The organism is Pseudomonas sp. B21-059 (assembly GCF_026016285.1).
Taxonomy (GTDB): Bacteria; Pseudomonadota; Gammaproteobacteria; order Pseudomonadales; family Pseudomonadaceae; genus Aquipseudomonas; species Aquipseudomonas danubii.
Genome location: NZ_CP087201.1, coordinates 1,925,194 through 1,941,941 on the forward strand (window position 1 = coordinate 1,925,194; position 16,748 = coordinate 1,941,941).

At 62.9% G+C, this 16,748-nt stretch carries 16 protein-coding genes; 12 read left to right on the plus strand and 4 right to left on the minus strand.

All coding sequences use genetic code 11. The features are described from left to right. Window position 1: 1 nt before the first annotated feature. A complete protein-coding gene (locus LOY69_RS08735) occupies window positions 2–2,128 on the minus strand; it encodes a TonB-dependent receptor plug domain-containing protein (protein WP_265074385.1) in 2,127 nt (708 codons plus the stop codon). 195 nt (window positions 2,129–2,323) lie between these two features. Between LOY69_RS08735 and LOY69_RS08740 the strand changes: the two genes are divergently transcribed. The 10 genes from LOY69_RS08740 (at window position 2,324) to LOY69_RS08785 (ending at window position 10,894) form a co-directional block, all read left to right on the plus strand. Beyond that, on the plus strand, window positions 2,324–3,349 hold the full coding sequence (locus LOY69_RS08740; protein ID WP_102878901.1) for an NAD(P)H-dependent glycerol-3-phosphate dehydrogenase: 1,026 nt from the start codon (window positions 2,324–2,326) through the stop codon (window positions 3,347–3,349). Window positions 3,350–3,367: 18 nt separating this feature from the next. After that, the gene (locus tag LOY69_RS08745; RefSeq protein WP_102863952.1) at window positions 3,368–3,715 is read left to right on the plus strand and encodes a DUF4389 domain-containing protein; all 348 of its coding nucleotides are present in this window, start codon (window positions 3,368–3,370) and stop codon (window positions 3,713–3,715) included. Further along, window positions 3,712–4,161 (plus strand): phosphohistidine phosphatase SixA, encoded by a 450-nt coding sequence (sixA, locus tag LOY69_RS08750; RefSeq protein WP_265074386.1) that lies wholly within the window; start codon window positions 3,712–3,714, stop codon window positions 4,159–4,161. Before LOY69_RS08745 ends, sixA begins: the two co-directional genes overlap by 4 nt. Before the next feature lie 172 nt (window positions 4,162–4,333). Then, the gene (locus LOY69_RS08755; protein WP_265074387.1) at window positions 4,334–6,001 is read left to right on the plus strand and encodes an AMP-binding protein; all 1,668 of its coding nucleotides are present in this window, start codon (window positions 4,334–4,336) and stop codon (window positions 5,999–6,001) included. Between the two features lie 33 nt (window positions 6,002–6,034). Next, entirely contained in the window at window positions 6,035–6,478 is a 444-nt protein-coding gene (locus tag LOY69_RS08760; protein WP_102863949.1) for a hotdog fold thioesterase, read from the plus strand. Between the two features lie 114 nt (window positions 6,479–6,592). Next, window positions 6,593–7,399: an alpha/beta fold hydrolase gene (locus tag LOY69_RS08765; protein ID WP_102863948.1), complete on the plus strand. Its 807-nt coding sequence runs from the start codon at window positions 6,593–6,595 to the stop codon at window positions 7,397–7,399. Next, a complete protein-coding gene (locus tag LOY69_RS08770) occupies window positions 7,396–8,250 on the plus strand; it encodes an alpha/beta hydrolase (protein ID WP_102878905.1) in 855 nt (284 codons plus the stop codon). The genes LOY69_RS08765 and LOY69_RS08770 overlap by 4 nt, the downstream gene beginning before the upstream one ends. Before the next feature lie 50 nt (window positions 8,251–8,300). Beyond that, the gene (locus LOY69_RS08775; RefSeq protein ID WP_102878906.1) at window positions 8,301–8,960 is read left to right on the plus strand and encodes a glutathione S-transferase family protein; all 660 of its coding nucleotides are present in this window, start codon (window positions 8,301–8,303) and stop codon (window positions 8,958–8,960) included. An 8-nt stretch (window positions 8,961–8,968) separates the two neighbouring features. Then, window positions 8,969–9,772, plus strand: a complete 804-nt coding sequence (locus tag LOY69_RS08780; RefSeq protein ID WP_180988369.1) for a DUF4892 domain-containing protein — start codon at window positions 8,969–8,971, stop codon at window positions 9,770–9,772. A gap of 69 nt (window positions 9,773–9,841) precedes the next feature. Then, the gene (locus LOY69_RS08785; RefSeq protein WP_102863944.1) at window positions 9,842–10,894 is read left to right on the plus strand and encodes an AI-2E family transporter; all 1,053 of its coding nucleotides are present in this window, start codon (window positions 9,842–9,844) and stop codon (window positions 10,892–10,894) included. 197 nt (window positions 10,895–11,091) lie between these two features. Here the strand turns inward: LOY69_RS08785 and LOY69_RS08790 are convergent, their stop codons facing one another. Both LOY69_RS08790 and LOY69_RS08795 read right to left on the minus strand, forming a co-directional pair. After that, window positions 11,092–12,141 (minus strand): sensor histidine kinase, encoded by a 1,050-nt coding sequence (locus tag LOY69_RS08790; RefSeq protein ID WP_102878908.1) that lies wholly within the window; start codon window positions 12,139–12,141, stop codon window positions 11,092–11,094. Continuing rightward, window positions 12,141–12,902, minus strand: coding sequence for a response regulator (locus LOY69_RS08795; RefSeq protein WP_102878909.1), 762 nt, complete (start codon window positions 12,900–12,902; stop codon window positions 12,141–12,143). The genes LOY69_RS08790 and LOY69_RS08795 overlap by 1 nt, the downstream gene beginning before the upstream one ends. 316 nt (window positions 12,903–13,218) lie before the next feature. Between LOY69_RS08795 and pyrF the strand changes: the two genes are divergently transcribed. Continuing rightward, window positions 13,219–13,920, plus strand: a complete 702-nt coding sequence (gene pyrF, locus LOY69_RS08800) for an orotidine-5'-phosphate decarboxylase (RefSeq protein ID WP_162884117.1) — start codon at window positions 13,219–13,221, stop codon at window positions 13,918–13,920. Between the two features lie 42 nt (window positions 13,921–13,962). Here the strand turns inward: pyrF and LOY69_RS08805 are convergent, their stop codons facing one another. After that, the gene (locus tag LOY69_RS08805) at window positions 13,963–14,967 is read right to left on the minus strand and encodes an NADP-dependent oxidoreductase (RefSeq protein WP_123392174.1); all 1,005 of its coding nucleotides are present in this window, start codon (window positions 14,965–14,967) and stop codon (window positions 13,963–13,965) included. Window positions 14,968–15,204: 237 nt separating this feature from the next. On the opposite strand from LOY69_RS08805, the gene LOY69_RS08810 reads away from it, so the two are divergent. Next, complete coding sequence (locus LOY69_RS08810; RefSeq protein ID WP_102878911.1) at window positions 15,205–15,966, plus strand: SDR family oxidoreductase; 762 nt, start codon at window positions 15,205–15,207, stop codon at window positions 15,964–15,966. The last annotated feature ends 782 nt before the right edge of the window (window positions 15,967–16,748 follow it).

The window sequence follows — 16,748 nt, forward strand, 5'->3', positions numbered from 1 at the left end:
GCTAGAACTCCAGCTCGGCACTGAGGTAGGCCACGTGCCGTGAGTCGTAGAGGTTGTCGGCGAAGGTGGTGGGCTCATGGTCAAGCCGCTGTTGCAGCGTGCCTGCCAGTTCCAGGCTGGCCTTGCCCAGGGCCAGGCGCTTGGCAATGCGGGTGTCGATGCGCTGGAAGCGGTAGCCGTTGAGGGCGTTGTCACCATAGTAGAAGAGGGCGCTGGACCAGCCCTGGCCCCAATTGCGCAGCCAGCCGGCAGAACCGCTGTTGCTGGCGGTCAGGTGCTGGTCCAGGCGATTGCTGGCTTGCGCGTGGACATAGGCGTAGGTCAGGCGCAGGCGGTCGGCGCGGCTCAGTTGCCAGTCCAGCTGGCCCTCGGTGCCGGAGAAGCGCGCCGAATTGTTGTTGCTGGCGATGTACTGGTTGTTGCGCAGCGGTTCGCTGATCATTCCGCTGATTTCGTCGTAGAACAGCTTGATGTCCAGATTCAGTGCCTGGTCGCTGAAATAGCCGTTGTAGCCCAGCTCCCGAGAGCGCATGTGCTCTTGGTCAAGATTGCCGGGGCCACGGGTCCTGACGAAGTACTGGGCGCTGTTCTGGCCGTAGACCGGAGCGCTCAGACCGGTGACCCGGTAGCTCCAGTTGACGTTGTTCTCGAACATGTCCGCAGAGCGGATGGCTTCCGAATACACCGCGCGCAGCCCGTGGCGCGGGTTGATCAGGTAGTTGACGGCGATCCGTGGCGTCAGCGAGTTGCCGGTCAGCTGGGTGTCTTCGTACATAGCCCCGCCCTGGATCAGCCAGTGTTCGCTGGCCCGCCACTCCAACTGGCCGAACAGGCGCCAGGTGGTGTCGTCGAGGGTGCCGTTGAAGTAGGTTTCGGAGTCGGCCCGGTCGTAACGATAGTTCATGCCGCTGACCAGCCGCAGGTTATCGCTGAGGCTCAGGGTGTCCTGCAACTCCAGGTCGTAGCGGGTCTCCCGGGCGCTCTGGTCGATATTGCCGCAGACGGTTTGCTTGCCGCCGGCGTTCCACTGGGTGAGGACCTGCTGGGCTATGGCCTGCTCGGCGGGAGATCCCGGGGGCGGGGCACCGGCATCGCTGAAACCTTTGATGCCGCGCGCCAGGCGCTCGGCGTAATTCGGATTGATTTGCCACAGGCGGGTCAGCTCGGGGCTGAAGGAAATCGCCGCGTCACAGGCGCGCCAAGTCTGCTGGCGATCCCAGTGCTGGGCCGAGCCCTGGACATAAAGGCTGTGCTGCGGATTGAGTTCCAGGTTCCAGCGCAGTGACCCGGCGTAGTCCTTGGCCACCACATCGGAGTTGTTGCCCTGTTGGGACACGCCATAGAACACCGGCTTGTAGGTATAAGGTCGCTGGTTGGTGCCTTCCTTGGCGTTCAATTGCCAATCGATGCTCTGCTGTTCATTGAGCATCTGGCTCACCGACAGACTGACGCGATTCAAGCGCCTGCTGTCGCGGTAGTCCGAACCGTCGAGGCGGCTGTCGAAGCCATCGTCTTCCTGCCCCGACAACGACAGCCGCAGGTCGCCGCTTTCCCAGCCGGTGCCCTGGCTGGCGTACCAGTCGTTGATACCGCGCTGGCCCCTGGTCACCTTGAAGCGCGTGCCGTGGCTGTTGGCGGGTGAGCGGGTAATGATGTTGACCACCGCCATCAGTGCGTTGGCGCCGTAGCTGACGGTGTTGGGGCCGCGAAACACTTCGATGCGCTCGATGTCTTCCATGGCTACCGGAATATCGCTCCAGTCCACCGTGGCCAGACCTGCGCGATACACCGAGCGCCCATCGATCAGTACCTGCATGCGCCGGGCTTCGCTGGCGTTGGTGCCGTGGTAGTTGACCGTGGCCTGATTGCCGCTGATGGCGCCGACCATCATCCCCGGCACCAGGCGCAGCAGTTCGCTGATGTCCCGCGCGCCGCTGGCCTTGATCAGTTCATTGTCGAGCACCGTCATGCTGCCGGGGACGGCGGCTGGGGATTGCTTCAGGCGCGTGGCGGTGAGGACCTCGGGCAGGGCGCTGCCATCCATGAACAAATCGTCGGCCAGCACTGGGTAGCCGAACAACATGCCCAGCAGCAGCGACAGACGAAGAGGTGAGGGGCCAATGGACACGGCACAGCCTTGAATCTTGAAAGATGGCGCGCATGTTAACCGAGACAGTCGAGTTTTCCAGTCGATAAGCCCGACATTCCCCGAATGAGTCCACCCGTTCCCGACAGATCGTCTGAATGGCCGCTGGGGCTGGTGGTGGGGAAACCGCCCCGTATAATGCCGCCATCGCCACTGCTATGGATAAACGGATTGCATATGACACAACAGCGCCCTATTGCGGTCCTGGGAGGCGGAAGTTTTGGTACCGCCGTGGCCAATCTGCTGGCCGAGAACGGTCACCCGGTGCGGCAGTGGATGCGTGACCCCGAACAGGCCGAGGCCATTCGGGTCAATCGCGAGAATCCGCGCTATCTCAAGGGCATCAAGATTCATCCGGCAGTGGAGCCGGTCACCGATCTGCTGGCCACCCTGAATGACAGTGACCTGTGCTTTGTCGCCTTGCCTTCCAGCGCCCTGCGCTCGGTACTGGCCCCCCACGCACAACTGTTGAGCGGCAAGATGCTGGTCAGCCTGACCAAGGGCATCGAGGCCCAGACCTTCAAACTGATGAGCGAGATCCTCGAGGATATCGCCCCGCAAGCGCGGATCGGCGTGCTCTCTGGGCCCAATCTGGCCCGCGAAGTGGCCGAGCACGCCCTGACCGCCACCGTGGTCGCCAGCGAAGACGAAGAACTGTGCCAGCAGGTCCAGGCTGTGTTGCATGGCCGGACGTTCCGCGTCTATGCCAGTGCTGACCGCTTTGGCGTGGAGCTGGGCGGAGCGCTGAAGAACGTCTACGCGATCATCGCCGGCATGGCGGTGGCCCTGGGCATGGGGGAAAACACCAAGAGCATGCTGATTACCCGCGCGCTGGCGGAAATGACCCGCTTTGCCGTGAGCCAGGGTGCCAATCCCATGACCTTTCTCGGTCTGGCGGGTGTCGGTGACCTGATCGTCACCTGTTCCTCGCCCAAGAGCCGCAACTATCAGGTGGGCTTTGCCCTGGGCCAGGGCCTGAGCCTGGAAGAGGCGGTGACGCGTCTTGGCGAAGTGGCGGAGGGCGTTAACACCCTCAAGGTGCTCAAGGTCAAGGCTCAGGAGTTGGGGGTCTACATGCCGCTGGTAGCCGGCCTGCATGCGATCCTGTTCGAAGGGCGTACGCTTAATCAGGTGATCGAGCTCTTGATGCGCGGCGAGCCGAAAACCGACGTCGATTTTATCTCCACCAGCGGATTCAACTGAGTAGCACAGGAGCCAGACATGAACGATACGAATTCCGAAGCCAAATACGAATCCATCCTCCTGCGCGTGCTGTGGATGCTGGTGTTCGTGATGGTGTGGCAGGTGGCGCAGTTTCTCCTTGGTGCCCTGGTCCTGGTGCAGCTTGTTTATCGGTTGATCTACGGCGCTCCCAATGCCGGCCTGATGAACTTCGGTGACAGCCTGAGCCAGTTCCTGGCTCAGATCGGCCGTTTCGGCAGCTTCCATACCGAACAGAAACCCTGGCCGTTCTCGGATTGGCCAACCCCACGAGCACCTGAAGGGGAGGCTCCCCATAGCGTGCCGCCAGCCCCCCATCCGGTGCGCGATGAGGAGCCCAAGCTGTGAAACTGTGGGTCCTGCGCCATGGCCAGGCCGAATCCCACGCGCCCACCGATGCCCAGCGCAATCTCACCGCCCACGGCCGTGAGGAAGTGCTGGGCAGCGCCGCGCAACTGATTGGCCAGCCCATCAGCGCAATCATCGCCAGCCCTTATGTACGAGCCCAGCAAACGGCCCAGCTGGTACGTGAGGCCCTGGGGTTCGAAGCAGAGATCCGCACCGTGCCCTGGCTGACGCCGGAGGCCAATCCGCTGCAGGTGCTGCAGCAACTGGACGGTGCGGACAATCTGCTGCTGGTCAGCCATCAACCCCTGGTGGGTAGCCTGATCGGCCTGTTGCAGCATGGCCATCTGCGTGATCCCCAGCCCATGAACACCGCCAGCCTGGCGGAGCTGGAAGGCGACTGGCCTCTGGCGGGGCTGATGACCCTTAACGGCGTCAAGCACCCTTGATGCTGGCGGCGGCCAGGGAATCCCCTGGCCGTCATGACCTTTTGCCCCCGCTCGGTATCGGGTCGTGATCCGCTACATTTCTTAACTTGCAGCGCTCCTTTGTGCGTGGAATAGTCAGCCAAGCAAGTGCTTGGTTGGTGTCGCGAACAGAATAAAAACAAAGGAGCGAGTCATGGCTGCTGCTTTTCGTTTGCCGCTGCAAGTGTTCTACGAGCGCGAAGCTCGTCATCCCCAGCAACGTTTCCTGGTGCAGCCCAGCGCCGGAGGGCAGGTGCAGACGTTGAGCTGGTTCGACGTCGGCCAGCAGGCCCGTCGTGCCGCCCAGTGGCTACGGGAACGGCAGCTGGCTCCTGGCAGCCACATTGCAATCATTGGCAAGAACTCCGCGCACTGGATCATCAGCGACCTGGCGATCTGGATGGCCGGGCATGTGTCGGTGCCGCTGTATCCCAACCTCACAGCCGATTCGGTGGCCCAGGTGCTGGAGCACTCCGAGTCGGCCCTGGCATTCATCGGCAAGCTTGATGACTGGCCGGGCATGGCCCCGGGGTTGAAGCCCGGGTTGCCCACCATCCGTCTGCCGCTGGGCCCCGAGGGGCATTTCGATTTCGACTGGGAACAGGTGCAGCGTAGCGAGCCCCTGGCGGATAGCCCTTGCCCGCCTGCGGATCAACTGGCCACCATCATCTACACCTCCGGCACCACCGGCCTGCCCAAGGGCGTGATGCACAGTTTCGGCAACCTGGGCTTTGCCGCCAGCCACGGCGTCGGGCTTTTCGGCCTGGGCCCCGAGGATCGGTTGCTGTCCTACCTGCCGTTGTGTCATGTGGCCGAACGCATGTTCGTCGAGATGGCGGCGATCTACACCGGGCAGACCGTGTTCTTTGCCGAAAGCCTCGACACTTTCCTGATTGACCTGCAGCGGGCCCGGCCCACTGCACTGTTTGGCGTGCCGCGGATCTGGACCAAGTTCCAGATGGGGGTGTACAGCAAGGTGCCGGCCAAGCGTCTGGATTTTCTTTTGGGCCTGCCTTTTATCGGCAGGCGCGTCGGTCACAAGGTGCTGGCCGGATTGGGGCTAGACGCATTGCGCGTGGCCTTGTCGGGCGCGGCGCCGGTACCCCAGACCCTGTTGCATTGGTATCGCCGCCTGGGCCTGGACGTGCTGGAGGTTTACGGCATGACCGAAAGCTGCGGTTATTCCCATATCGGGCGGTCCGGGGAGCATGTTCCGGGCTGGATCGGCCGGCCCTGCCCGGAGGTCGAAGTGCGTATCGATGAGGCGGGGGAGGTCCAGGTGCGCAGCGGGGCCACCATGCTGGGGTATTACAAGGACCCGCAGAAAACGGCGGAAACCATCACCGAGGATGGTTTTTTGCGCACGGGGGACAAGGGGGAGCAGGATGCTGCCGGCAATTTGCGCCTGACTGGCCGGCTCAAGGAAATCTTCAAGACCAGCAAGGGCAAGTATGTGGCCCCGGCCCCCATCGAGAATCGCCTGGCGGTGCATGCCCATATCGAGCAGGTGTGTGTGGTGGGCGATGGCTTGAGCGCGCCCCTGGGGTTGTGTGTGCTTTCGGCGGCCGGCTTGCAGGCTGCTGGCGGCAGCTCCCGGGAAGGGCTGCACAGCAGCCTGGAAAGTCTCCTGGTTCAGGTCAACGGCAGTCTGGACAAACACGAGCGTTTGCATCGGCTAGTGGTGGTCAAGGACAACTGGGCCGTGGAGAACGGCTTTCTGACCCCGACCCTGAAGATCAAGCGCAATGTGATCGAAGCCACCTATGGCGGGAGTTTTCAAACCTGGAGCGAGCGTGGCGAAGCCGTGCTGTGGCAGGATTGATCGACAAGAACAACCCGAGAGAAGGAAGCGGCGATGAGTCTGTGGCGTACCACTCCGAACATCGAACAACTGAACGCAATCCAGAAGAACACCATCGGCGAAGTGCTGGATATTCGCTTTGAGTCCTACGACGAGGAGTCGTTGACGGCGAGCATGGTCATCGACCATCGCACCCACCAGCCCTATGGCTTGTTGCATGGCGGCGCGTCGGTGGTGCTGGCGGAAAGCGTCGGCTCCATGGCCAGCTATCTGTGCATCGATGCCAGCCAGTTCTATTGCGTGGGCCTGGAGATCAATGCCAACCACCTGCGGGGCTTGCGCAGCGGTCGGGTGACAGCGGTAGCCAGGGCCATTCATATCGGGCGAACTACCCATGTCTGGGACATCCGCTTGAGCAGTGATGAAGGCAAGGCCAGTTGCGTCTCGCGCCTGACCATGGCCGTGGTGCCGCTGGGACAGAAACCGCCGGTGGCTTGAAACAACGGGTCATAGGCTGAGCCCGGGTGTCAGCATTCCTGTCCGTTACGGTCATTGCCCTGGTACGGGGCCTTGCGGACAATCGTTGTTGGTTTGGTGGATGGATGAGTCGGTATGTCGCAACAGGTGTTTTTCGCTCACGCCAATGGGTTTCCCTCCGGGACTTACGGCAAGTTGTTCGCTGCCCTGGCGCCTGAGTTCCAGGTCAGCCATTTGCAGCAGCACGCCCATGACCCGCGTTTTCCGGTGGACGATAACTGGCGCAGCCTGGTGGACGAATTGATTCACCACCTGCAACAGCAGGCCCAGCCGGTATGGGGCGTCGGACATTCATTGGGCGGGGTGTTGCACTTGCATGCGGCCTTGCGTTGTCCGGAACTGTATCGGGGCGTGGTCATGCTCGATTCCCCGGTGCTGACCCGTGCCGATCAATGGGTGATCCGCGCCGCCAAGCGGTTTGGTTTCATCGACCGCTTGACTCCCGCCGGGCGCACTCTGGGACGTCGTGAGGAATTTGCCGATATCGAAGCGGCCCGCAGCTACTTCTCGCGCAAGACCCTGTTTCGCGCGTTCGATCCGGACTGTCTGGACGCGTATTTGCAGCATGGCCTGCAGCAAGTGGGCGACCGCCTGCGGTTGCGCTTCGATCCGGCTACCGAGATCAGCATCTATCGCGGCGTGCCCCACACCAGCCCTGGCAGCGCCCGCCAGCTAAAGGTGCCCCTGGCGGTGGTGCGGGGGCAGCAGAGCCGGGTAGTGATGCGTCATCACACCAGTGCAGTGGGGCGCATGCCCCATGGGGAATCGCTGACCATGCCCGGCGGCCACATGTTTCCTCTTGAACGGCCCACTGCCACGGCGGCCTTGCTCAAGGAGCTGTTCAGCCGCTGGGACGATCGCCAGCAACGGAGTTGTGCATGAGCCATACCGTCGAGGAAGTGCGCCTGAGTCTGCCCCACATCGAACTGGCGGCTCATCTGTTCGGGCCCGAGGACGGTTTACCGGTCATCGCCCTGCACGGCTGGCTGGACAACGCCAACAGCTTTGCCCGGCTGGCGCCCAAGCTCAAAGGTCTGCGTATCGTTGCCCTGGACCTGGCCGGCCATGGTCATTCCGGGCATCGCCCCCTGGGGGCCGGCTATGCCTTGTGGGACTACGTGTACGACGTGCTGCAAGTCGCTGAACAGCTGGGCTGGAAGCGTTTCGCCCTGATGGGCCATTCCCTGGGGGCGATCGTATCCCTGGTGCTGGCGGCCGCGCTGCCGGAGCGGGTCAGCCACCTGGCCTTGATCGACGGGGTCATTCCACCGACCGCCAAGGGCGAGGACGCCGCCGAACGCCTGGGCATGGCCCTGCAGGCGCAAATCAACCTGCAGGACAAGAGCAAACCGGTCTATCGCACTCTGGAACGGGCCATCGAAGCACGGATGAAGGGACTGGTCGCGGTCAGTCGCGAGGCTGCCGAGCTGCTGGCCCAGCGTGGCCTGATGCCGGTTGCCGGTGGCTACACCTGGCGCAGTGACAGTCGCCTGACCCTAGCCTCGCCGCTGCGGCTGACCGAGGAACAGGCCATGTCCTTCGTCCAGCGTGTCAGTTGTCCAACTCAACTGGTGGTAGCAGCCGATGGCATGTTGGCCAGGCATGAAGCGCTGTTGCAGCGTCTACCCTTTAGCCGTGAGCAGCTGCCAGGCGGCCACCATCTGCATCTCAACGATGAGACCGGTGCCCGCTTTGTCGCAGACTGTTTCAATCGGTTTTTCGCCGTTCCTTGACTTGACGGGGTCAACTGTCGAGGCTGGGCGGGTTGAAATGGGAGACAACCATGATAGATCTGTACACCGCTGCGACCCCCAATGGCCACAAGGTTTCCATCCTGCTCGAAGAGCTCGGCCTGCCCTATACCGTGCACGCCCTGAGTTTCGACAAGCGGGAGCAAAAGGCGCCAGCGTTTTTGAAGATCAATCCCAATGGACGTATTCCGGCCATCGTCGATCGCGACAATGGTGATTTCCCCGTATTCGAATCTGGCGCGATCCTGGTGTACCTGGCCGAGCGCAGTGGCCAGTTGCTGCCCGCCGACCCCAAGGGCCGCTCCATCGTCATGCAATGGCTGATGTTCCAGATGGGCGGGGTGGGGCCCATGCAGGGCCAGGCCAACGTATTCTTCCGTTATTTCCCGGAAAAGCTCCAGGGCGCCATCGACCGCTACCAGCATGAAACCCGGCGCCTGTACGAGGTGCTCGATACTCGTCTGCAGCAGGTCGAATACCTGGCCGGGGACTACAGCATTGCCGATATCGCCACCTTCCCCTGGGTGCGCGGTCATGAATGGTCCGGTGTCTCGGTACAGGGATTGCCGGCCCTGCAACGCTGGATGGCGGCCCTGGAGGCCCGGCCTGCGGTCCAGCGCGGCTTGCAGGTTCCGCAGCGCAATGATGACGCCAGCGTCGTCAAAGGCGCCCAGGCCATGCTTATCCGATGAGAGTGTTCATGCGTTCAATCAGTGCTTTGAGCTTGGCCTTGTTAAGCTCGCTGGCGCTTGCCGCCGATCTGCCGGGCAGTCATGACCTGCCTTTGGTTCCCCGTCTGACCGACGCACAAATCGTCGACTACCGCCCCGAAGTGGAGCAGGAGCGCGTCTACCCCTTGGGGTCGGTCCGCAGGATCAGCGGCCAGCTGCGTTTTGACGGACAGGTCAATGCCAGGGGCAAACTCACCGCCATTACCTACCAATTACCCGCCGAGCGCACCTCCAACGAGGCCTTCACCCTGGCCCGGGAGGCCCTGCAGAAGCAGGGGGCCGAGCTGTTGTTCTGGTGCCAGGCCAGGGATTGCGGCGAGAGCAGCCTGTGGGCCAATCAAGTGTTCGGCAACGCCAAGCTGTACGGCGCCGATGAGCAGCAGGCCTATCTGCTGTTGCGCCTGGCGGAGCCCCAGGAGAACACCCTGGTGGCCTTGTATAGCATCACCCGGGGTAATCGCCGGGCCTACCTCCATGTGGAACAGTTTGATGCTGCAGCGCCTCTGGGCGACCTGCTGCCCACCTCGGCGACCTTGCTACGGCAGCTGAAGGACACGGGAAAACTGGATCTGCCAAAACTCGCGGACCCCCAGCCCGTCTGGCTCAATCTGCTCTCTCGTGGCTTGAATCTGGACACCACGATGCGGATCAGCCTGTCCGGCAAGCAGGCTGAAGCCTGGCGCCAGGCCCTGATCAGCCAGGGCGTGCTGGCCACGCGCATGGAGACCGGCAACACCGAAGTGACCGGCTTGCACGTCGAACGGCTGCGTTAAGCTGTTTCAGGCGGCCCGCATTCGCGGGTTCGCCTACTCTTCTCTGATTCTTCTTGCGCGAGACATTTCATGCCCAATAACGATCGCCTGCTGGTGCAGATCCTGCTCCTGGTGTTGTTCGGTGCCAGCTTCTGGGTGATGGCGCCTTTCTGGTCGGCGCTGTTCTGGGGCGCGGTGCTGGCCTTTGCCAGTTGGCCTCTGATGCGATTGCTGACCCGTTGGCTCAATGGCCGCGAATCCCTGGCCGCAGCGCTGCTGACCCTGGGCTGGATGGTCCTGGTGGCGGCGCCCCTGGTTTGGCTGGGCCTCAATCTGGCGGACCATGTGCGCGATGCCACGGCCTTTATCAAGGACGTACAGGTGGACGGGCTGCCCGAGGCTCCCGCCTGGCTCGGTGGCTTGCCATTGGTCGGAGAGCGCTTGGTGGCGTTGTGGGACAGCATCGACCAGCAGGGCGCGGCCCTGATGCTGGCGGTCAAGCCGTACCTGGGGCAGGTCGGCAACTGGTTGCTGGCCCGCAGTGCGCAGATAGGCGGGGGCATCCTTGAGCTGACCCTGAGTATTGTCTTCGTGTTTTTCTTCTACCGCGACGGTCCGCGCCTGGCGCTGTTCGTGCACAAGCTGCTGGAACGCCTGATCGGTGACCGGGCCGGGTATTACATCGAACTGGTGGCCGGCACGGTGCAACGGGTGGTCAACGGAGTCATAGGTACCGCAGCGGCCCAAGGCGTGCTGGCGCTGATCGGATTCCTGATTGCCGGCGTTCCCGGGGCGCTGGTGCTGGGTATCGTCACCTTCCTGCTCAGCCTGATTCCCATGGGACCGCCCCTGGTATGGATTCCGGCCACGGCCTGGCTGGCCTGGAAGGGCGAATACGGCATGGCGGTGTTCCTGGGAATCTGGGGCACCTTCATCATCAGCGGCGTCGACAACGTGCTCAAGCCGTATCTGATCAGTCGCGGTGGCAATCTGCCCCTGGTGATCGTGCTGCTGGGCGTGTTCGGCGGCCTGATCGCCTTTGGCTTTATCGGCCTGTTTATCGGGCCGACCCTGCTGGCGGTGGCCTACAGCCTGCTGCTGGACTGGAGTGCCAGCCAGGCCCGGGCCCAGGAACCGCGCTGACGTGCGGATTGCCGCCCCCCGAGGGAGCGGCAAGGGGCCAACAGACGGCGACGTTGACGCTGCTGCCGGGGTTCAACTGATACTGCTTGCTGAGGGTGGCGATCATCTTGCCCAGGGCTTCGGCGATGTTGGCCTGCTGGTTCTGGGCGTCGCTGTCCTGGGTACTTGAGTTTAGTACCCGTCGCTACACAAGGCGCTCAGGGGCGAGGCAGGTGCAACACTGCAGTCAGGCCGCCGCCCGGGGTTTCGTCCAGCAGCAATTGCCCACCCATGCGCTCCGCCGCCTCGCGGGCGATGGTCATGCCCAGGCCGACGCCGCCGGAGTTGCGGTTGCGCGAGCCTTCGAGGCGGAAGAAGGGCTCGAACACGGCCTCACGCTTGTCGGCGGCAATCCCCGGCCCATGATCGATGACCCGGATCAGCAACTGCTCACGGTTGTCTTCCAGGGTCAGGGTGGCCTGCCCGGCATAGCGCAAGGCGTTGTCCAGCAGGTTGTTGAGGCAGGACTGCAGGGCCATCGGCTGCACCAGCAGGGGCGCGCAATGGCCTTGGGCCTGGACGTCGGCGCCCTGGTCCTGGGCGTTCTCGCACAGCGACTCCACCAGCGCCTGCACATCCATCCATTGCGCCGCCTCGCTGGTGCGCTGTTCATGTAGATAGCTGAGGGTGGCATCGAGCATCTTGATCATGTCGTCCAGGTCCTGGCGCATCTGTCCTTGCAGCTTGCTGTCCTCGATCTGTTCCAGGCGCAGCTTGAGGCGTGACAGTGGCGTGCGCAGGTCATGGGACACGGCGCCGAGCATGCGCCCCCGCTGCTGAACCTGTTCCTGTATGCGTTTTTGCATCTGGTTGAAGGCGCTGGCCGCTTGTCGCGCTTCCCGGGGGCCGACTTCTTCCAGGGGCGGGCTGTCGAGATTTTCACTCAGGCGTTCCGCGGCATCGCTGAGGCGCTGGATGGGGCGCGATAGCAGCTTGGCGCCGTACCAGGCGGCGATGATCAAGGAAATGAACTGGAAAGTCAGGGGCACCAGCGGGCCACCGAACCAGGGCCGTGGCGGGCGTCTCGGGAAATGCGGTGGCTGAACTGGAGGCTGGCCATTGTTGAACGTCGCCGAATGGGGCGGCGGCGGTGGGGGCGGTGGTCCGTAATGGTGAAACCAGAAGAACGCCAGCAGGTGGGCGAGTACGATCGCGATCAGCAGGACGCCGAACAGGCGGCCGAACAGCGTATCGAAACGCCCACGCATCAGCCGATATCTCGGGCGTCGAACAGGTAGCCCTCTCCGCGTACCGTCTTGATCAACTGCGGCGATTTCGGATCATCCCCGAGCTTCTGCCGCAGACGCGAGACCAGCAGGTCGATGCTGCGATCAAAGGCTTCGATGGAGCGTCCGCGGGCGGCGTCCAGCAGTTGTTCGCGGCTCAACACCCGGCGCGGGCGTTCGATGAATACCCACAGCAGGCGGAACTCGGCATTGGACAGCGGCACCACCAGCCCATCGGCCGAGATCAGTTGGCGCAGGACGCTGTTCAGGCGCCAGCTGTCGAAGCGGATATTGGCTCGCTGTTCGCTGCGATCATCACGGACCCGGCGCAGGATGGTCTGGATTCGCGCCACCAGCTCTCGGGGTTCGAAGGGCTTGGCCATGTAGTCGTCGGCCCCCAGTTCCAGGCCGATGATGCGGTCGGTGGGTTCGCAGCGGGCGGTGAGCATGAGGATCGGAATATCCGATTCGGTGCGCAGCCAGCGGCACAGGGACAGGCCGTCTTCCCCGGGCAGCATCAGATCCAGTACCACCACGTCAAAGTGTTCGGCCTGCAGGGCCTGGCGCATTGCTGTTCCGTCGGTGACGCCACTGGCATGGATGTTGAAGCGCGCCAGGTAGTCGATCAGCAGTTCGCGGATCGGTACGTCGTCGTCGACGATCAGGGCCCGGGTGTTCCAGCGCTTGTCATCGGCATTGACTGCTGCTTTGGAGTCGTTGAGAGGGGCTGGAGTGTTGTGCATGGGGCGTTCATCTGCCAGGTAGGCTTGCCGCCACTAGAAGGTGACGGCGGGGTTGTGGCTTCAGCATAGGCGTCCGGCCCGGGGGCTGGAAGTGCTGTTCGAGGGTATTGCGGCTGGGGAGGGTAGCGTCGGGGATTGTTGCTGACGTGTCGTCAGTGTATCCGGCTTGATACAAAGTCCGCGTCTCCCGGGGGATTTGTCGGCCGGATCGGCATTCGCGACCACCGTTGAGGATGTTTTACCTTTCATCGGGTCCCGGAGCGCCACGGCTTGCGCTACAATCCGCGCCGATTTCGACTTGCCTGAGAGCCCCTTCATGTCCGCCTGCCAGACTCCTATCATCGTCGCCCTGGATTTCCCCACCCGTGACGCCGCACTGAAACTGGCCGATCAACTGGACCCGAAACTGTGCCGGGTCAAAGTCGGCAAGGAACTGTTCACCAGCTGTGCCGCCGAGATTGTCGGGACCTTGCGTGACAAGGGTTTCGAAGTGTTCCTGGACCTGAAGTTCCACGACATTCCCAACACCACCGCCATGGCGGTCAAGGCTGCTGCGGAAATGGGCGTGTGGATGGTCAACGTGCATTGCTCCGGCGGCCTGCGCATGATGGCTGCCTGCCGCGAGGTGCTGGATCAGCGCACAGGTCCCAAACCGCTGTTGATCGGCGTCACCGTGCTCACCAGCATGGAGCGTGAAGACCTGGCCGGTATTGGCCTGGACATCGAGCCCCAGGAGCAGGTCCTGCGCCTGGCCGCCCTGGCGCAGAAGGCCGGCATGGACGGCCTGGTGTGCTCGGCCCTGGAAGCCCAGGCACTGAAGAGCGCCCATCCGACTCTGCAACTGGTGACCCCGGGGATTCGTCCGGCGGGCAGCGCCCAGGACGACCAGCGGCGGATTCTCACCCCGCGTCAGGCTCTGGACGCAGGCTCCGATTACCTGGTGATTGGTCGTCCCATCAGCCAGGCGGCCGATCCGGCCAAGGCCCTGGCCGACGTAGTGGCCGAACTGGCCCTGTAACACGCCTCCTCTTGCAGGAGCCGGCTTGCCGGCTCCTGCAGGTCAGACCTTCAGTACCAGCTTGCCGAAGTTCTCACCGCTGAACAGCTTGGTCAGCGTTTCCGGAAAGGTCTCCAGGCCTTCGACAATATCCTCCTTGCTCTTGAGTTGCCCCTTGGCCATCCAGCCGGCCATTTCCTGTCCGGCGGCGGCGAACTGCGAGGCGTAGTCCATCACCACGAACCCCTCCATGCGCGCACGGTTGACCAGCAGCGACAGGTAGTTGGCCGGTCCCTTGACCGCTTCCTTGTTGTTGTACTGGCTGATGGCGCCACAGATCACCACCCGGGCTTTGAGGTTCAGGCGGCTGAGCACGGCATCGAGAATGTCGCCGCCGACGTTGTCGAAATACACATCGACGCCTTTGGGGCACTCACGCTTGAGCCCGGCGTGCACGTCTTCGCTCTTGTAGTCGATGGCGCCGTCAAAACCCAGTTCCTCGATGAGGAACTTGCACTTGTCCTGGCCGCCGGCGATGCCCACCACCCGGCAGCCTTTGATCTTGGCGATCTGCCCGGCGATGCTGCCCACCGCGCCTGCCGCACCGGACAGCACCACGGTGTCACCGGCCTTGGGCGCGCCGACATCCAGCAGGGCGAAATAGGCCGTCATGCCGGTCATGCCCAGGGCTGAAAGGTAGCGCGGCAGAGGGGCCAGCTTGGGGTCGACCTTGTAGAAGCCCCGGGGCTCGCCCAGGAAATAGTCCTGCACACCCAGGGCACCATTGACGTAGTCGCCGACTGCGAATCCCGGGTTGTTCGAGGCAATCACCTGGCCCACCCCAAGGGCGCGCATGACCTCGCCAATCGCCACCGGAGGGATATAGGACTTGCCTTCATTCATCCAGCCGCGCATCGCCGGGTCCAGGGACAGGTATTGGTTCTTCACTAGAATCTGCCCCGCTGCCGGTTCGCCGACGGCGACCTGCTGGTAGGTAAAGGTCTCGCGGGTGGCTGCCCCGACGGGACGTTTGGCAAGCAGGAACTGGCGATTGGTCAGGGTGGTCATGACAGGCACTCAAGGGGTGAATGAAGCTCTAGTTGATAGACCCTCAAGGACGTTGTCGCAAGGTTTGCCAGTCCAGCGAATGGGAGCCAATCCAGTGTGGTGATGTAGAGAGGGGGGCGTTCATCACCAGCAGGCATAAGACCTCAACCGGCCTTTTGATAGTGCTGACGCGACCATGGCCGGCTGTGGCTAGATTGGATTGGGTAGCTGACCCGTACTTGATCGAGGATCTTTGCAATGAGCATGACGTTTTCCGGCCAGGTGGCCCTGGTGACCGGCGCGGCCAACGGTATCGGCCGGGCGACTGCCCAGGCGTTCGCCGCAGAAGGTTTGAAAGTGGTGGTGGCGGATCTGGATGTGCTCGGAGGCGAAGAGACGGTGGCGCTTATCCAGGCGGCTGGAGGCGAGGCGCTGTTCGTGTCTTGCGACGTCACCCGGGAGGCGGATGTGCAGAACCTCATGGCCCGGACAATCGAGGCTTATGGCCGTCTGGACTATGCCTTCAACAATGCCGGGATCGAGATCGAGAAGGGGCGGTTGGCGGAAGGCTCCCTGGATGAGTTCGACGCCATCATGGGGGTCAACGTCAAAGGGGTCTGGTTGTGCATGAAGTACCAGCTGCCGCTGCTGCTTGCCCAGGGCGGTGGCGCGATCGTCAACACCGCTTCGGTGGCTGGCCTGGGCGCCGCTCCGAAGATGAGCATCTATGCGGCGTCCAAGCATGCCGTGATCGGCCTGACCAAGTCTGCGGCCATCGAGTACGCCAAAAAGAAGATTCGGGTGAATGCCGTCTGCCCGGCAGTGATCGATACCGACATGTTCCGCCGTGCCTATGAGGCTGACCCGAAGAAGGCCGAATTTGCCGCGGCGATGCACCCGGTGGGGCGTATCGGCAAAGTCGAGGAGATTGCCAGTGCGGTGCTCTATCTGTGCAGTGATGGCGCTGCTTTCACCACTGGACACGCCTTGACCGTCGACGGCGGCGCCACGGCCATCTGACTGCAGGCTCGGGCCTTGGCGCAACAGCCCGCCGGGGCCCGATGGAATCGACCTCCAGTGTCCTGAAAACGACCTCGGCGTAGCTTTTTGCCATTATTCCGACGTCAGAGACTTGTGCGCCGGTGCACGCCGTTGCGACCCTTCGTAAAGACAAAATGGCCTTATTGCCATTGGGGATTGGAAGGGGACTGCGCACCATGACTTCGGCCGCGAGTGGACGTTTTGCCAACCTGGGCATGGCAAAGAAACTGGGTATCGGTTTTGCCCTGGTGTTGCTCTTGACGGCCCTGGTGGCCGGCATCGGCGTTTGGTCCCTGCAAACCGTCAGCCAGCGTTTCGATGGCCTCAAGCAGATGTCCCAGCTCAACAGTGGCGTGCTCAAGGTGCGACTGCTGGAGCAGGACTATGCCTTGCACGGCGACAGCAAGACGGTGGACAGCCTGCATGAAAGCCTGGATGCACTGTTGCTCCTGGCACAGCAGCTCAAGGGGCAGTCGACCGCCAACCAATCAGTGATGGGGGAGGTCGAACTGGCGCTGGCGGACTACCGCAAGGCCTTCGATGAATTCGTCGAGCTCACCCAGGCCAAGGACCTGGCCCTGGAAATGGCCAGTTGGTCGGTGTCCAGTGTGGCCAACAACCTTGACGTGCTGCAGGCCGGTCTGGCGGATGACGGCGCCTATACGCTCAAGGATTCCCAGGGCAAGGAGGGCGCGGAGTTCATCGAACAGGCCAATCAGATCAGCCAGGTTTCGCGCCTGATGCTGCAAGCCATGAACGAA